Source organism: Bacillus sp. SRB_8 (assembly GCF_003264205.1).
Lineage (GTDB): Bacteria > Bacillota > Bacilli > Bacillales > Bacillaceae_G > Bacillus_A > Bacillus_A mycoides.
The window spans coordinates 1-18,155 of record NZ_NADT01000042.1; the positions used below are offsets into that span (position 1 = coordinate 1).

At 37.1% G+C, this 18,155-nt stretch carries 14 protein-coding genes; 4 read left to right on the forward strand and 10 right to left on the reverse strand.

Annotated elements, in window-relative coordinates; all coding sequences use genetic code 11:
* Positions 1–48 precede the first annotated feature (48 nt).
* The 6 genes from narK to moaA all read right to left on the reverse strand — a co-directional run bounded on the left by narK (position 49) and on the right by moaA (position 5,421).
* A complete protein-coding gene (gene narK / locus B5P40_RS26185) occupies positions 49–1,218 on the reverse strand; it encodes a nitrate transporter NarK (RefSeq protein ID WP_002031603.1) in 1,170 nt (389 codons plus the stop codon).
* Between the two features lie 80 nt (positions 1,219–1,298).
* On the reverse strand, positions 1,299–1,532 hold the full coding sequence (moaD, locus tag B5P40_RS26190; RefSeq protein ID WP_002127098.1) for a molybdopterin converting factor subunit 1: 234 nt from the start codon (positions 1,530–1,532) through the stop codon (positions 1,299–1,301).
* Complete coding sequence (locus B5P40_RS26195) at positions 1,529–1,999, reverse strand: molybdenum cofactor biosynthesis protein MoaE (RefSeq protein ID WP_105589742.1); 471 nt, start codon at positions 1,997–1,999, stop codon at positions 1,529–1,531. The genes moaD and B5P40_RS26195 overlap by 4 nt, the downstream gene beginning before the upstream one ends.
* 44 nt (positions 2,000–2,043) lie before the next feature.
* The gene (locus B5P40_RS26200; RefSeq protein WP_105589741.1) at positions 2,044–3,333 is read right to left on the reverse strand and encodes a molybdopterin molybdotransferase MoeA; all 1,290 of its coding nucleotides are present in this window, start codon (positions 3,331–3,333) and stop codon (positions 2,044–2,046) included.
* Positions 3,334–3,376: 43 nt separating this feature from the next.
* On the reverse strand, positions 3,377–4,390 hold the full coding sequence (locus tag B5P40_RS26205) for a molybdopterin-synthase adenylyltransferase MoeB (RefSeq protein ID WP_105589740.1): 1,014 nt from the start codon (positions 4,388–4,390) through the stop codon (positions 3,377–3,379).
* 17 nt (positions 4,391–4,407) lie between these two features.
* Positions 4,408–5,421, reverse strand: coding sequence for a GTP 3',8-cyclase MoaA (moaA, locus tag B5P40_RS26210; RefSeq protein ID WP_002168528.1), 1,014 nt, complete (start codon positions 5,419–5,421; stop codon positions 4,408–4,410).
* 376 nt (positions 5,422–5,797) lie between these two features.
* Between moaA and B5P40_RS26215 the strand changes: the two genes are divergently transcribed.
* Positions 5,798–6,490, forward strand: coding sequence for a Crp/Fnr family transcriptional regulator (locus tag B5P40_RS26215; RefSeq protein WP_113710157.1), 693 nt, complete (start codon positions 5,798–5,800; stop codon positions 6,488–6,490).
* Positions 6,491–6,608: 118 nt separating this feature from the next.
* On the opposite strand, the gene narI is transcribed toward B5P40_RS26215, so the two are convergent.
* The 4 genes from narI to B5P40_RS26235 are packed head-to-tail and all read right to left on the reverse strand — an operon-like array spanning position 6,609 to position 13,015.
* Positions 6,609–7,298 carry a respiratory nitrate reductase subunit gamma gene (gene narI / locus B5P40_RS26220; RefSeq protein WP_105589739.1) on the reverse strand — a complete coding sequence of 230 codons (690 nt, stop codon included), beginning with the start codon at positions 7,296–7,298 and terminating at the stop codon, positions 6,609–6,611.
* Positions 7,299–7,315: 17 nt separating this feature from the next.
* Positions 7,316–7,846, reverse strand: a complete 531-nt coding sequence (gene narJ, locus B5P40_RS26225; RefSeq protein ID WP_002031591.1) for a nitrate reductase molybdenum cofactor assembly chaperone — start codon at positions 7,844–7,846, stop codon at positions 7,316–7,318.
* Between the two features lie 20 nt (positions 7,847–7,866).
* Positions 7,867–9,342 carry a nitrate reductase subunit beta gene (gene narH / locus B5P40_RS26230; RefSeq protein WP_113710158.1) on the reverse strand — a complete coding sequence of 492 codons (1,476 nt, stop codon included), beginning with the start codon at positions 9,340–9,342 and terminating at the stop codon, positions 7,867–7,869.
* Positions 9,332–13,015: a nitrate reductase subunit alpha gene (locus B5P40_RS26235; protein WP_113710159.1), complete on the reverse strand. Its 3,684-nt coding sequence runs from the start codon at positions 13,013–13,015 to the stop codon at positions 9,332–9,334. Before B5P40_RS26235 ends, narH begins: the two co-directional genes overlap by 11 nt.
* A 710-nt stretch (positions 13,016–13,725) precedes the next feature.
* Between B5P40_RS26235 and B5P40_RS26240 the strand changes: the two genes are divergently transcribed.
* Genes B5P40_RS26240 through B5P40_RS26250 form a run of 3 tightly spaced genes read left to right on the forward strand, consistent with a single transcriptional unit; the run spans position 13,726 to position 18,127 of the window.
* Complete coding sequence (locus B5P40_RS26240; RefSeq protein WP_113710160.1) at positions 13,726–14,688, forward strand: AAA family ATPase; 963 nt, start codon at positions 13,726–13,728, stop codon at positions 14,686–14,688.
* Complete coding sequence (locus tag B5P40_RS26245) at positions 14,688–15,902, forward strand: DUF58 domain-containing protein (protein WP_113710161.1); 1,215 nt, start codon at positions 14,688–14,690, stop codon at positions 15,900–15,902. Before B5P40_RS26240 ends, B5P40_RS26245 begins: the two co-directional genes overlap by 1 nt.
* Entirely contained in the window at positions 15,899–18,127 is a 2,229-nt protein-coding gene (locus B5P40_RS26250) for a transglutaminase TgpA family protein (RefSeq protein ID WP_113710162.1), read from the forward strand. Before B5P40_RS26245 ends, B5P40_RS26250 begins: the two co-directional genes overlap by 4 nt.
* Positions 18,128–18,155 lie beyond the last annotated feature (28 nt).

Below are 18,155 nucleotides of genomic sequence, written 5' to 3' on the forward strand. Positions count from 1 at the left end.
ATGATTCGGGGTACAGTTCAATTACTTTAGGAGGGTTCTTTTTCTTTATTAATGATTCTTTAACATCACTAACAGCTTCTCTTGGCTATACATCCATACTGTAATGATTAAACAAGCAAGAGCGACTTCTGATAACGCCATAAATCCAATTGCATAATGACCTGTTAGTTGGAATAGTAACGTTAAAATTAATGGTGGGAAGAACCCTCCTAATCCACCTAAAGCTGACACAACCCCATTTACAATCCCTGCTTGCTCAGAGAAGTACATTGGAACAAGCTTAAAGATTGTTCCATTTCCAATACCTGCACAGAATGCAACTAGTAAGCAACCAAATGTATACACGTTCATACTAGGCATGAATGATAAAACAATACCAGATAGTGTTAAGCCGATAAATACGAAGATTAATATTTTAAATGGATTAAATTTATCACCGAGCCAACCACCAATCGGGCGCATCATTGTTGCTAATACGATGAATCCAGCTGTCCGCATGCCTGCATCTACTTTCTCTAATCCGAAGTGAGATACTAAAAAGTTTGGTAAATATACTGTAAATGCAACAAATGATCCAAATGTTAAAAAGTAAAAGATACATAGAAACCAAAGTTTTTCATTTTTATATACACCTTTTATTTGTTCCATTAATGGTGTATTCACCTTTTTTTCCTTACGATCGCCTAATAAAAAGTTCATAAGTGCAAATGCTGCAAGTAAAACTAAATAACACTGTACTGTTGTTCTCCAGCCAACTGATGTCGCAATTACAGGTGCTAAAAATGAAGTAATTGCTGTTCCAGCGTTACCCACACCGTAAATACCATTTACAAAACCGTGACTCTCTTTCGGGAAGTATTTCGGTAGAGAAGTTACTCCTACAGAGAATACAGCACCACCAATCCCTACAAATAATCCACCAATAATTAAATCCATCATAGAATTGGCAACACTAATGTAAAAGACAGGGAATAATAAAAGTATAAAACTAATAAAGAACAATTTTCTTGCTCCGTAACGATTTGTCCAATAACCAATTGGAATGCGAAGAATAGAACCTAAAATAACCGGTACTGCTGTGACCATAGAAATTTGTCCCGCAGTTAATGGAATATCCGCTTTAATATATGGCATTAATGATGATAAGATAACCCATACCATAAAACCGATAACTAGATTAGAAGTTTGTAAACTTAATTGAAAATTAGGACTTTTCATCCTGTTCCCTCCTATGTATGCATAGTTATATTCATTCTCTCCAGCCTAATCACGTCCTAACATGATTAGGCTGAAAAGAATCAACCACCACTTACTGGCGGAATCATTGCTACTACATCGCCAGTTTGAATAATGTCATCCTCATTTGCATACTCTTCATTTACGGCGACCATTATCTCGTTTGAAATCGCTACGCTGTATTTCTTAATGAGAACTTCCTTTAGTTCAGCAACCGTAATATTTTCACAATCTATGTACAAGGCCGGCTTACTTGCTTCTTCTTGCAAATGTGCAAATAATAGTACTTCAATCATGTTCTCATCTCCCTTTCAGGCTCACCATTTGCATATGCTATTTTCTCTAACTGATCACCTATCCATGACTCACCATCTTCCCAAAACTCTTTCTTCCAAATCGGAACAATTTGTTTTATACGCTCCATAATATATTCGTTCGCCTCATAGGCTGCTTTCCGGTGTGGTGTTGAAACGGCGACAACAACAGCAAAATCAGAAATTTGCAATGTACCAATGCGATGTGTAATTGCTACATATGTCCCAGGCCACTTCTCTTCTACTTCATTACCAATTTTCTCAAGCTGTTTTTCCGCCATTGTTTTATATGCTACATACTCTAAATATAGCGTACGACGTCCTTTCGTAAATTCTCTGACGGTACCAATGAAAGTAGTAACCGCACCACACTCACACCGAATTACTTTGTTTGTAACTTCTTCAATTGAAATAGGTGTATCAATTACTTCATAATACGTATGTGTCATTTTGCACCTCTTACCTTTGTATAAGTTAGCAATCTATTTTTCTATTACTTGTATGATCGAAGTGGTTCTTTCCACGGCCACTCACTTCCTATGTTCGATTCCAATAATAATACCGAAACAATTATTCCTGCTTCAAATCCTCTCGTTCCTCCCGGCAGGACGATAAATGCATTCGCCTCTGCAAGTGAAGAAATTGCACTAGATTTATCTAAACCAACTGGTGTAGCTTGCAATTGGCCATCTACAATTTCTACTCTCCCTCTTACAAAACGAGTAAATGGGTTTGCTTTCGGAAAATCTTTCTGTAAAATCGCTTCTGCACGATATACATGCGGATCTTTTCTATGCAAATATGTTCCAATGACTGGCCGAACATATAATTCACATCCGACATAACAAGCTGAAGGATTACCAGATAGACCAAATAATAGTTTTCCTTCTAGCTCAGCTACAGTTGTCACACTTCCTGGTCGCATCGCTATTTTGTTGAAAAGTACATTAGCTCGTAATCTCTCATAAATAGCAGGTAAATAGTCATAGTCTCCTACTGAAACGCCACCAGTTGTAATTAAAATATCGACTTCTTTTATTGCTCTTTTTACGGTCTCATAACACGTCTCTAAATCGTCAGCAAATTGTCCATAATAGCGTACAATTCCACCTGCTCGCTCAATTTGAGCAGCAATCATATAGGAATTACTATTTCGAATCTTCCCCGGTTTAAGCTGTTCATGTACTTCTAAAAGTTCACTTCCTGTCGCTACAATTCCAATAACCGGCTGTTTTACAACATGTACGGAACTATAACCAAACGTAGCAAGAAGCGCCGCTACTCCAGGGTTAATAGAAATCCCTTTTTTCACAAGTATGGCATTTTGTTTTACATCTTCTCCTTTAAAAGAAATGTTATCACCAGCAGCGAAAGAGCGTTTTAATTTCATATAAGTCTTTTCTTTTTCTTCAAATCCTTCCGTTAGCTCTAACATAACAACCGCATTACATCCTGCTGGAATTGCAGCTCCTGTCATAATACGTACAGCTTGAAATGCTTTCACCTCTTCTCTAAAAACAGAACCTGCCCCGATCTCACCAATCACTTCAAACTGAATCGAGTTACTGCTATTTGCTTCTTTTGTATCTTCCGCTCGAATCGCAAATCCGTCGTACGGAGAGCGATCGAAATGCGGGACATCATGATCTGCAATAACATCTTCTCCAAGCATTCTACCGTAGCTGTCTATAAGAGAAACCTTTTCTATTTCACCTTGATGAGCATACTCCATTATGCGTGCAACTGCTTCTGCTACTGGAATTGGTTTACGTTTTTCTAGCATTCTTTTTTCACCTCGTTTTGATAAGGATAAACTCTCTTTCTGTTCATCCTATATATTTTGCGTATAATCGTTTTGCCATTTTTACATCATTTGTCCCATGAATAAATGCCCTACCGTCTGTAAATAAAACAAAACGATATTCATCTACTAGAAACGATAGTAAATATGGAGTTTTTTTGACACTCACGCTTTTTTGTAAGCGCTTTTGAACTTCTTCTAAATTAAGAATTCTCTTTATTCCTGGACGGATTTGAACTGTATTCCGCCCGCATAGCACTTCAGTTTTCATCTGTGATCCAAATGTTAAACTTGGGTACGTGCGTACATTCCCACAAGATGGACATGTACTTTTTTTCTGCCTGTTTACTTTTAATGAGATACATTGATTGTTCCAAATATCAAATGATAACATTGTTCCTCGCAACGCCTTATAATCGTCCACCAATATTTTCATCGCTTCTGTTACTTGGTGAGCAACTACCATTTGTACAGCTGGCTGAATAATTCCTGCTGTATCACATGTTGCACCGCCCATAGGATGATCCATTAGGCAGCGAAAGCATGGTGTTTCCCCCGGAAGAATTGTATACGTTACACCGTAACTTCCAATGCATCCACCGTATATCCAAGGTATATTTTCTTTTTGCGAAATGTCATTTATAAGTAGGCGCGTATCGAAATTGTCAGTCGCATCTAATATAAGATCCACTTCTTTTGTTAACTCTTCTATTTCTTGCATTGTGACATCCGTTACAATTGGTACAATTTCTACTTCAGAATTAATCTTTCTTAAATGTTCTGCCGCTGCAATTGCTTTTGGTTTACACTGCTGTGCATCTTCTTCTGTATATAACTGTTGTCGCTGTAAATTACTCCATTCGACGTAGTCACGGTCAGCAATTGTCAATTTCCCAATCCCCATCCTAACGAGCGCTTCCGCATTTGCAGCTCCTAGTGCACCCGCACCGATTAGGAGCACATGTTTTTTTCTTATTTTTCTTTGTCCCATTTCACCAATTCCAGAAAACAATACTTGCCTTGAATATCGCTCTTGCATAGGGAATCCGCCTTTCGCTATCCACCAATATAAGACATTTCAACTTTTGGACGTTTATTTGTACTTTCAGCCGTTCTTTCATCCGAATACCGATCTGTTCTGCACTCCCATGTATGTTGGAGAATTTTTAATAATGAAGCATCAGAAATATTTTCTCGAAGAAGCGTTCGCAAATCCGTTCCTTTCGTTCCAAATAAGCACGTAAAAAACTTACCGTCTGCCGAAATACGAGCTCTCGTACAAGAGGAACAAAAAGATTCAGAAACAGAAGTAATAAATCCAACTTCTGCATCGCTCCCTACATATCGATACAATTTCGCAACTTCTCCAAAGTAACGAGGTTTAACAGGCTCAATCGGATATACACGATTAATTTTCTCTATTAATTGTTCCTTCGTAATAACTTGTTCAAAGTTCCATCCGTTCGTACTGCCCACATCCATAAATTCGATAAAACGAAGCTGAATTTCTTGTTCTTTAAAATAACGAGCCATTAGAAGAATTTGACTATCATTCATCCCCTTTTTTACGACCATATTTACTTTTACTTCTAATCCAGCTGCTTTTGCTGCTTCAATTCCTTTCAATACAGGTTTTGTACTTACATTTCGTCCATTAATTTTTCGGAAGACATGATCTTCTATCGCATCTAAACTAATGTTTACCCGTTTTAATCCCGCTTCTTTTAATGCCCTTGCCTGTTTTGCTAAATGAATACCGTTTGTTGTGAGTCCAATATCCTTTAAGCCTTCTAGCTTTGCAAGCCTTGCAATTAACTTCGGTAAATCTTTACGCAATAAAGGTTCACCGCCAGTAAGTCTAATTTTATTAACACCCATACTTATAAATAATCTCGCTAACCTTTCTATTTCATCGAATGTTAGTAAAAACTCTTCCTGTAAAAAAGCATAATCAGGTCCGAACACTTCAGCTGGCATACAGTACGTGCACCTAAAATTACAACGGTCAATAACTGAAATACGTAAATCTTGAAGTGGCCGCTCTAAAGAATCTTTCATCTTCTCGTGCATCTATATCCCTTCTTTTCTACTGCAATCATTAGTAAGCTTTCAAATTTTTTATTTGCCTTCATTATAAAAAAGAAGCTACATATTCAATGTGACTTTTCTCACATTACTTTCCCCATTCAAAAATTCTTCACAAATCCGTTCGAATTTTGTTCACATCTCTAGTCCCATTCTCTTTACATACTAAAATTTCTTAAACTAAAAAACTTATATTCGTATAATATAAACCCTTACTATAAGTAGCTTTTTAGACATTTAGGGTCGTTTTTCCTTACGGTCATTGAAATTTTACTTTATTTTCAAAAATATCTCTTGCAATTTCATCATGATTACATCCAAAATAAGAAATATACTGCTTATAAGAAGAAAGGTGATTGCTGTGGCAAACAGTACGACATTATCCAAAGATTTAAAGGAGTTACTTTCATCTGTTGAATATAAAATGCAAATCAATAAGGGGAGTTTTATTTTTCAAGAAGGTATGGAAGCAACAGAAATTTATATCATTCACTCTGGAAAAGTGCAAATCAGTAAACTTAGTGCTGACGGACAAGAATTAACACTTCGCATTTGTTCACAAAATGATATTATTGGGGAATTAACATTGTTCACGGAAAATGCAAGGTATTTATTAAATTCAAAATGCCTTGAAGATGTTGAAGTAGGCGTTATAAAGCGTGAAGCCTTAGAAAAAGCATTACTCCAAAAACCCGCTCTTGTATTTGAATTTATGAAATGGATTAGTGAACATTTAAGAAGAATGCAAACGAAGTTCCGAGATCTAGTATTACACGGCAAAAAAGGTGCCCTATATTCTACTCTCATTCGAATGACAAATAGTTATGGTGTGTTAAAAGAAAATGGGATTCTCATCGATTTACCATTAACGAATCAAGAACTTGCAAACTTCTGTGCAACTTCGCGTGAAAGCGTAAATCGAATGTTAAATGATTTGAAAAAAAAAGGTACGATTTCTATTCATAAAGGAAAGATTACAATCCATGATTTACAATTTTTAAAATGTGAAATTGCTTGTGAAGATTGCTCTGCCTCTGTTTGTAGCATAGAGTAGCATCTTATTTAGATGCTACTCTTTTTTTCTTGCATACAGTTATTTCCTAAAAAAGACGAGGCCTTCCATTAGACCTCGTTTCATGTTAGTTGCTAACTTCTATTCGTTTACTGTGGCATTATTTTTTCAATTCATTAGGAATACGTCTTCTGTAAATCACATAACTACGGCTTAAGTATTTAATTGGGGCACTAAATACATGGACAAGTCTAGTAAATGGCCATACTGCGAATAGACCCATACCTGCAATTATATGAATTTTAAACCATACTGGTACTTCCATCATATATTCAACTTTCGGTTGGAAAATAAAGAGACTTCGGAACCACGGACTGATTGTTGTACGATAATCAAACCCTTTTGAGTCGATATTTAAAAAGGTTGAAGAAAGTCCCGCTAGCATTACGATTAATAATAAAATAAGCGCGATATAATCTCCCCTTGTACTCGTTGCAATGATGCGTTTTACTGTTACACGGCGGTACGTTAATATAATTAAACCGATGATAGAAGCAACACCTGCCGGAAGCCCGAAACTAATTGCTACTACATGATACATATGCTCAGAAATACCTATTGAACGGTATACAGACTCTGGAATTAAAATCCCCATAACATGACCACCAATGACGAACATGATCCCAAAGTGGAATAATAGACTTCCGATTCGGAGCATTTTCTTTTCTAATAGTTCACTAGATTTTGACGTCCATCCAAATTGATCATAGTTGTATCTGAAAATATGTCCACCGATAAAGATTGCAAAAATGATATAGGGAAACAATACCCATAGAAATTGATCCATCATTTTGACAACTCTCCTTTCTAATTTGCCTGTACACCCCATGTATTGATAGCGAGTAGAACAGCGGCGAGAATTGGTTCATACATACAGTTTGCTTCTTTTAATTGCCCGTGCAACGCTTGTATATTTTCCGTGTATTTACTCATAATTGGCTCGCTATCTTTTTCATTCGCGTTTGCAAGAAACTCAAGTAGAAGCGGTAAATAATCAGGTAGTTCTTTATCTGTTACGTTAAAACCAGATTTTTGATAATGCTGTTTTAACTCTAATAATTCAATTCCACGCTCTCTTTGTTCACCTGTTTTCATGTAGGTAAGATACATATTTGTCTTCTTTCCAAAGTCGAATGTATAGACGTAAGAATCAATAAGTTGATTGTCTGTTTTATTTAGCGCTTCTTTTATAAATGTTGTAAGTGATGCTCTGATTTCTTCCTGTTCAATTTCTTGAATCTCTTCCTGTAATTCTAGTAAAGCTTCCCTCCAACCTAGTTCAGGATAGGAGAGAAGAAAAGAAGAACAAGAAAAAGCTGTTTGTAAACTTTGTTTCATAGTTTTCTGCCCCCTTTTTTTTAAGAAATTGTCGTACAAGAGCCTGGCCCACCTGCGAAAGATAAACCACAACTTCCTTGCTCGCTATATAAATCTGCAACTTGTTCGCGGTGAGACGTCGGGATAACAAAGCGATCTTTATATTTCGCAATAGCAAGAAGACGATACATATCTTCTACATCTTCTTTCGTTAAACCGAGTTCTTTTAATACAGCTTTATTTGGTTCTTTATTAATTTGCAATGCTCTCATATGTGTTCGCATGACAGCCAATTTTTTCAATGTAAGACGAATATGTGATTCATCTCCTGCAGTGAGTAAATTCGCTAAATATTGAATTGGAATACGCATATTATCAATAGCAGGGAAAATCTCTTCTGCTTGCCAGTTACTACCTTTCCCCTCCACCATGTTCATAATTGGGCTAAGCGGCGGGATATACCAAACCATTGGCATTGTACGGTACTCTGGATGAAGAGGAAGAGCGATTTTCCAATCGATAATCATTTTATAGATTGGTGACTGTTGTGCCGCTTTAATCCATTCTTCAGGAATCCCTTGTTTTTTCGCTTCAGCTGCTACTTCTGGATCATTTGGATCTAGGAAAACAGTAAGCTGAGATTCATATAAATCTTTTTCATCTTCAACAGAAGCTGCTTCTTTTACTTTGTCAGCGTCATATAGCATTACCCCAATATATCGAATACGTCCTACACATGTTTCAGAACAAATTGTTGGCATACCAGCTTCAATACGAGGGAAACACATTGTACATTTTTCAGCTTTATTTGTTTGCCAGTTAAAATATACTTTTTTATACGGACAAGACGATACACAAAATCTCCATGCACGACATGCATTTTGATCCACAAGAACAATCCCATCTTCTTCACGTTTATACATCGCACCCGATGGACAAGAAGAAACGCAAGATGGATTCATACAATGTTCGCAAATACGTGGTAAATACATCATAAAGACATTTTCAAAATCCGTTTTAATTCCTTCTTCCATTTTCTTGACGTTCGGATCTTGTAACCCTGTTATATGTCCGCCTGCTAAATCATCTTCCCAGTTTGGACCCCATTCAATTTTGTCGATAAATTCACCCGTAATTGCTGATTTCGGACGAGCAACTGGTTGATGCTTACGCTGCGGGCTATTTGTTAATGTTTCATAATCATAATTCCAAGGTTCAAAGTAATCATCAATTGTTGGTTGATCTGGATTGTGAAAAATATTCATAAGACGCTTCATTTTCGAACCAGATTTCAGCTGAATTTCACCATTTTTCAATTCCCAGCCGCCTTTGTATTTCTCCTGATTTTCCCATTGTTTCGGATAACCAATTCCAGGTTTCGTTTCTACGTTATTGAAGTACATATATTCAGCACCTGGACGATTTGTCCAGGTGTTTTTGCATGTTACGCTACAAGTGTGGCAGCCGATGCATTTATCTAGGTTCATTACCATTCCTACTTGCGCTTTAATCTTCAAGCCAATCTACCTCCTTCAGTTTACGGATTACGACATTTAAGTCACGCTGGTTCCCCGTCGGACCATAGTAGTTAAATCCATAGCTTAATTGGCCATATCCACCAATCATATGTGTTGGTTTAACATGAATACGGGTTGGACTATTATGCGTTCCCCCGCGGGTGCTTGTTAATTTCGTACCAGGCACGTTAATGTGACGATCTTGCGCATGGTGCATAAATGCCATTCCTCTCGGTATACGGTGCGTTACGACAGCACGCGCTACGACAACTCCGTTACGGTTAAAGCATTCAATCCAATCATTATCAGCAACACCAGCTTCATTCGCATCATCTTTGTTCATCCAAACAGTTGGACCACCTCTAAACAGCGTTAACATCGGTAATGAATCGAAGTACATACTATGAATCGACCACTTATTATGCGGTGTTAAATAGTTTAGTGTAATTTCTTTCCCTTCTACTTCAGGTCGTGATTTACGGAACGGTTTATGTTGCAAAATTGGTTTAAATGTTGCCATCGTTTCACCAAACTCTTTCATCATGTCGTGATCTAAGTAGAAAGATTGTCGACCAGTTATCGTTCTCCACGGGATAAGACGTTCAACATTTGTTGTAAATGGTGAGTAACGGCGTCCACCTTTTTCAGAACCCGTAAAGGCTGGAGAAGTAATTACTGTTTTCGGCTGCGCTGTAATTTGTTCAAATGTGAAGCATTCTTCTTCACGTTCTTCTGCTAAGTCACGTAGTTTTAAATCGGTTTGTTTTTCAAGCGCTTCCCATGCTTTTACCGCCATATGACCGTTTGTTGTAGAAGAAAGTGTTAATACCGCCTCAGCAGCATTAATTGCTTCTTTTATGTCTGGGCACCCCTTCGCAATAGAATCCGTTCGAACAACTCCTAATCGACTCTTTAATTGCTCATATTCTTTTTCTGCCGACCAAGAAATCCCTTTCGTACCAATCGGTTGTTTTCCAGTATTTGGTCCAAGCGCTGTCATCTTGTCATAAATCGTTTTATAATCCCTTTCGACAACATGAATTTGCGGCATTGTTTTACCTGGGATCGGTTCACACTCACCTTTGCTCCAGTCTTTAATCTTGCCAAGTGGTTGCGCTAATTCTTGCGGTGTATCGTGAAGAAGTGGTGTTGCAACGACTTCTTTCATTGGTTCAAGATCGATTTTCTTCGCTAAATCTGACACAGCTTTAGAAAGAGAGGTGAAAATATCCCAGTCAGAGCGTGCTTCCCACGGTGAACCGATTGCTGGATTAAATGGATGCACAAATGGATGCATATCCGTACTGCTTAAATCATGCTTTTCATACCAAGTTGAAGCAGGTAAGACGATATCAGAATAAAGCGCCGTTCCAGCCATACGGAAATCTAAATTAATGAGTAAATCAAGCTTCCCTTCAGGTGCATCTTCATGCCACTTAATTTCTTCTGGTCGTAATGAGTCACTATCGTCATTCATTAATCCGTTTGTTGTACCTAATAAATGTTTTAAGAAATATTCGTGTCCTTTACCGGAACTTGAAATTAAGTTTGCACGCCATACGAATAAGTTACGCGGGAAGTTGTTTTTATTATCTGGGTCTTCAATCGCAAATTTCAGTTCTTTTTCTTTTAGTTTTTGTGCAACGTATTTTCCGATTTCTTCTTGTGTTGTTGCACCAGCAGCAACAGCTTCTTTATATAATTCAATTCCATTCTTCTCGAATGTTGGATAAGAAGGTAACCAGCCAAGTCGTGCTGCTAATACGTTGTAATCACCGTGATGTTGATAACGAGAGTTGCCCTCAACTGGTGATGCTAAATGTCCAACAGGTGTATCTTCATAACGCCATTGATCTGTTACGAAATAGAAGAAAGATGTACCGTTTTGTAATTTCGGTGGCCCTTGCCAATCTTTCGCCATCGCGATTGTTTGCCATCCTTCTGCTGGTCGTAATTTTTCTTGACCAACATAATGTGCCCAACCGCCGCCGTTTACACCTTGTGCTCCAACGAGAAGTACAAGATTTAAAACTGCGCGATAAATCGTATCAGAGTTAAACCAATGGTTAATACCAGCTCCCATAATAATCATCGAGCGGCCATTCGTATCAACTGCATTTTGCGCGAACTCACGAGCAATTTGAATAATAAGCTCTCGCTTTACTCCGGTCATTTTCTCTTGCCATGCAGGTGTAAACGGTACATCATCATTGAAATCTTTCGGTTCTTGCCCGCCGAGCCCTCGGTTCACACCGTAATTTGCTAACGTTAAGTCATATACAGTTGTAACGCACACTTCGCCTTCTTCTGTCATAACTTTTTTCACTGGAATTCTACGTTCTAATATTGTATTTCCATCATCAGAGAAGTACGGAATTTGCACTGTTTCAACACTATCTTCCATTCCAAGTAAAGAAAGACGTGGATCAATCGTTTCACCTGTCTGTTCATCTTCTAAACGTAAGTTCCATTTCTTTTCGTTATCCCAACGTGATCCCATTGTGCCGTGAGGTGTTGCAAAATCATTCGTATTCTCGTTCCAAATTACAGGTTTCCATTCCCCTAACTTCGTTTCGCGTCCAATATCAGAAGCATTTAAGAAACGATCAGCAACGAATTGATCTCCTTTTTCTTTCAATGTGACAAAGAAAGGAAAATCAGTATATTGCTTCGCATACTTTGTGAAGTATTCCACTTGATTATCTACGTAAAATTCTTGTAAGATCACATGCCCCATTGCCATTGCAAGTGCACCATCTGTACCTTGTTTCACACTAATCCAATCATCTGCAAACTTTGTAGACTCGGCAAAGTCAGGACTTACAGAAACGACTTTCGTTCCTTTATATCGAACCTCTGCTAAAAAGTGAGCATCTGGTGTTCTCGTCATCGGTACGTTTGAACCCCATGTCATAATGTAACCAGAGTTATACCAGTCACTACTTTCTGGTACATCAGTTTGATCACCCCAAATTTGCGGAGAAGCTGGTGGTAAATCTGCGTACCAATCATAGAAACTAAGCATTGGTCCACCCATAAGTTGCATAAAGCGGCTACCAGCTGCATGACTTAACATCGACATTGCTGGAATTGGTGAAAAACCAACATTTCGGTCTGGACCGTATTTAATTACTGTGTATAGTAATGAAGCAGAAACGAGTTGTAATACTTCATCCCAATTCGCACGAATGAATCCCCCTTTACCACGTGCCTGCTTATACGTACGTGCTTTTTCAGGGTTTTCCACAATGCTTTTCCAAGCGTCTAGTGGTGACTCGTTATTTTGTAGTTCCTCTTGCCACATACTCCATAGAACACCACGTACATACGGATATTTCACACGAAGCGGACTATAAATGTACCAAGAAAAGCTCGCTCCACGCGGACATCCTCGTGGTTCAAAATCAGGCATATCAGGACCTGTTGTTGGATAGTTAAGCTCTTGACCCTCCCATGTTACAATTCCATCTTTCACATAAATGTTCCAGCTACAAGAACCAGTACAGTTCACACCGTGTGTAGAACGGATTACTTTATCATGCTGCCAACGCTTTCTGTACACATTTTCCCATTCACGATCTTCATATGTTTCTTGTGTATGATTATCGTTATAACGATCTATTGGTGAAAAATATTTTAAACGTCTCATTAGTGCTGAAGGTTTCTTCTTCATACTGTTCACTCCTTTAATACGTCTCTCTTACATACCCTTACTATAAGAGAGGTTGTAAAATACAGATGTGACATTTCGCACAGTTCAAGAGATTGTCATAAATTCATTTGGAAATCGGTTTAAGGGGAAACATTTATAAGTAAAGATTACTTTGTTTTGTTGTGAAGATTTCGGTCAGCGGTGGGCTTATTAGGAGAATAGTATTTGGAGGATTCACCTTTTTTTGCATAAGAAAAAACGCAGGAGAAATTCCTACGTTTTTATATAAATATATTAAAAAGAGTTTTGATACTACTTCAATAACGCTATAAGGAATTTACTTTTCTGCAACGATACTATTATCAAGACATATTTTATATAAAGTGAAACTTTAATCAGCCCGCAAATAGAGGGATAAAACTACAAATCATTATTTACTGTATTGCCCTTAATTACGGAAACAATTATACTAGATGTTATCTACATTTATAATCTGAATATTCATAAAATTATGAGTAGGATTTCCTTTGGGGACATAGAAATTATAAAGTATATCACCATGATTTTTTAACATTTAAGTTTTTCCTATTTATATAAGTTCTCAATATGAACTTATATAAACCATTCCTACTTACCTCTTAGATTACTATTATACTGCATTAAAATGAAGGAACTCCTTTTCTTTAACATAAAAATGAATTAGAAACGATAATAAAATTAGGAGGATTACGATGCCCCAGCTTGATTCATTACATCCCATAGTAGAAAAAATAATCACCAATATTGAAAAATTAATGGTCGGAAAACGAAAAGAAACGATCTTAGCTTTGACAGCTCTCTTAGCTGAAGGTCACGTACTATTAGAAGATGTTCCTGGCGTTGGGAAAACAATGCTAGTACGTGCTCTTTCTAAATCAATTGATGCTGATTACAAGCGTATTCAATTCACACCTGATTTACTGCCGTCAGATGTAACAGGTGTTTCTATTTATAATCCAAAAGAACTCCAATTTGAGTTCAGGCCTGGACCGATTATGGGGAATTTTGTACTTGCTGATGAAATTAATCGTACATCTCCAAAGACACAATCTGCCTTACTTGAAAGTATGGAAGAAGGCACTATCACAATAGATGGCATTACAAGATCGTTACCAAAACCTTTCTTTGTAATGGCTACACAAAATCCGGTCGAATATGAGGGAACATATCCTTTACCAGAAGCTCAGCTCGATCGTTTCTTGTTGAAGCTAAAAATGGGATATCCTACACCAGAAGAAGAATTTGAAATTTTAAACCGGATGGAAAAAACAAATCCACTCTCTCATTTACAAGCTATTACTACAATAAAAGAATTACTTTATTTACAACAAAGCGTACGGGAAGTAAGCATGGACAAAGCAATCAAGCATTACATTGTAAAGCTTGTTAGTCAGACTCGTTCTTATAGTTCTATACAGCTAGGTGCAAGTCCACGCGGCTCAATCGCTTTAATGAAAGCTTCACAAGCTTATGCATTCATCCATGGCAGAAATTATGTTATTCCAGACGATGTTAAATTTTTAGCGCCTTACGTTTTAGCTCACAGACTCATTCTAAAAATGGAAGCAAGATTTGAAGGAATAACAGGAGAACAAGTTATCGCCAAAATCGTTGCACGAACTACCGTGCCGACTCAAAGGACGAAGAACCTTTGATGAAACGACTACTACGGGCGCTATATCACGTTACGAAGTTATTGCTAATACCTTTATGCCTAGTCTTAACATTTGTATACGCTATGCTTCAAGGAGGATTTGTAAGTTGGTTTTTGTTTTACAGTACGATTCCTATTGGCCTTTATTCACTACTACTTCCCTTCTACGCTTTACGAGACGCTGAAGTAAAACGAATAACAAACCAAAACGAATATGCAGCAGGAGAACAATTTTTAAGCACTATTACAATAAAAAGAAGATTTCCTTTCCCCTTACTTTATTTAATTATAGAAGATGAACTGCCATCACAATTTACAAATTGTAGACAAACGAAGGTGAATAAGGTAATACTCTTTCCAGGATTGAAACGAAATATTTCGTTTCAATATGCAATTGACACAATCCCTAGAGGAGAGCACACTTTTTCAAGCGTACGTGTCAAAACTGGTGATCTATTCGGTATGATGGAGAAAGAAGTAACTTTTTCAGTTCCAGATACATTTTTAATCTATCCCCAGTACGTAGATATAACGTATCGACAATTGGAAAATCATTTCGAACAAGGAGCGCTTTCAGCAAATATAAATTTAGCAAAAGACTCTACAATCTCTGTCGGTGTCAGAGACTATAAACCTGGTGACCGCTTTTCATGGATTGATTGGAAAGCAACTGCCCGAACAAACAATATTATGACGAAAGAGTTTGAACAACAGCGCAGCCATAATATCATGATATTCATGGACAGAACTGAGTCCCCTCTATTCGAATCAGTCGTAACATTTTCCGCCTCTATTGTAAGGGCTGTCTTGAAGCAAAATTCACCAGCGTCATTCGTGTCTGTCGGAAAAGAACGAACTTTTTTCCCTTTAGACAATGGAGATAGTCAGTTACAACAAATCTTTTGTCATTTAGCGAAAGTACAAGCAGACAGTGTATTCCCGCTCTCCCGGAGTGTAGAAATGGAATTAAGAAAAATTTATGAGCCCGTAACGATTATACTCGTGACAAGCGATCTTTCTCCCGATATTCAAAAGGCGGCTGACTATGCCGCTATTAAAAATAGAAAATTAATGGTGTTTGTCGTGAAAGAAAAAGCAAATCAACTCTCACATCGAGAACTAAGTATTCTAGAAACTCTACAAAAACGAAAAATATTTGTAAATGTGGTTTATGGGAACCGGTATACAAACGTGTTTTTTGAGGTGAGCAAATGATAACATTACGAACAAAATACAAATGGGATATGAGCAGATTCTTCATGCATGTATGTGCATTTCTACTTTTACTAGAATGGCTAAGACCCCTTATAGGTATTACAAACGTAGGTAGATTAGATATTTTTGTAATATTTATAGGAATTTGCTTCACTCTCTCTTTTTTTCAAACAAGGTGGCAGATTCCAATAAAGATCGTCACGATCTTATTCATCATTCATTTCCTGTATTATAAAAATGCTTTTATAAATCCATCTTGGCTAACGAAATTTTCTGCTGATATTTCTCGAAATTCCTCTCTGTTTTTCCAGGGGAATTTGCTAGATATTTCTCCCGTTTTTCCAACACTTTTATTTTTTTTATCCTTTTGGTTTTTGAGTGCTTTCATCTCTTTTTGGATGATTCATAAAAAACGTGGGTTGTTATTTCTTATATTGACTATTATTTATATCACCATTTTTCATAACTTACATTTATACAATGCAAACTACGCTATTATTCGTACTGTTGTCATCGGCTTTTTTATGCTTAGTCTTCTTCGCATAGAACGAATAAGAGAGATGGAACACTTACAAAATTTTGCTAGAGAAATCTCAAAATTACTTAGACCTCTTACAATATTTATTGTATTGTCAGCAACTATCGCATACTTTGCTCCAAAATTTGGCCCTCAATGGCCAAACCCAATGGATTTTTTAAAATTCAACACATCTGAAGCAAGTAAAGAACAAGAAGTTTCTAAAATTGGATATGGTCTAGATGACTCGCAATTAGGCGGTCCTTTTAAGCCGGATAATACAATTATTTTTACAGCACAAACGCAAAACAAACAATATTGGAGAGTAGAAACAAAAGATTTTTATACAGGAAAAGGTTGGGATGTTTCTGAAAATCGAAAAAAAGTTTCTTTTAAAAATAAAAACGACGTCGTGAGCTGGTACGAACCAAATACAAAAACGGAGATAACTGAGGCAACAATCACCATGCAAAAAAGTTATCCTCACCTTACCTATCCAGCAGGATTAGTATCAGTTGAGGCTTCTTCTGATGTATCATACAGCGTTGACCCATTTTCAGAAAAAATCTATACGATGCACGGAGACTCTTCTACTACTTTAAATTCGTATAAAGTAACATATGAGGTTCCGGAGTTTTCCATAGAAAATTTGAAATCTGTAAAAACGAATGAAGGTCATGAAACAAGTCCTTATTTCATGACAAAGTACACACAACTTCCCGAATCATTACCGCAGCGAGTAAAAGACTTGGCTGTCAATCTTACAAATGATAAAGACAACCGATATGATAAAGTATTAGCTATTGAAAATTACTTTACAGACAATTCTTTTGTATACGAAACAATGAATGTCTTATACCCTGCCAAAAACCAAGACTATGTAGATCAATTCCTTTTCGATACAAAAAGCGGTTACTGCAATAATTTTTCGACATCTATGATTGTGTTACTTCGTTCTGCTCGGATTCCTGCTCGCTGGGTAAAAGGATTTACAGAAGGAACTCTGGAGAATACACTTGCTAGTACAGAAAGTGAGAATGTTTATACAATCGCGAACAATAACGCACACTCTTGGGTCGAAGTATATTTCCCAGGATACGGATGGATTCCATTCGAACCAACAAAAGGATTTACCAATCCCTATAATTTTACAAATAATACTCCTGCTTCTACTTCACAAAATAACGAAGTAAATAATTCTAATAACGAGCCAATACACCAACGGAACAATGAAGCAAAGCTCAAAAGTTTAATAGAAAATACAGAAGAAGCCTCTACTAAAAAGATCACAAATTCCAAAAATGATTTTTCTTGGTGGTACGTATTCCTCTCTACGATACCGATTAGTATCATCGGATACATTCTCTTCACCACTAAAATGAAATGGATTACATTTTTTATTATTCTTTTCTATAAATACCGAAAAGATGATGCTGTTTATCAAAAAGCTTACGGTACACTTTTAAACCAATTTGCGAGAATCGGCATACCACGGGGTGAAAGTCAAACATTCCGAGAATACGCTCTCCACATCGATACACTTTATAACTCGGCCGATATGCAACAACTTACTTTCAGTTATGAGAACGCTATGTATCAAAAGGAACAGGCCGCAGCCGAATGGAAGACATCCGTACACTTATGGGAAGTGCTTATGAAAAAAGCAGCTTCTCTGCCTAAATCAAACGACTACGATAGAGTGATTTAATCTTGATAATGTGAGTTTAAAGAAAACA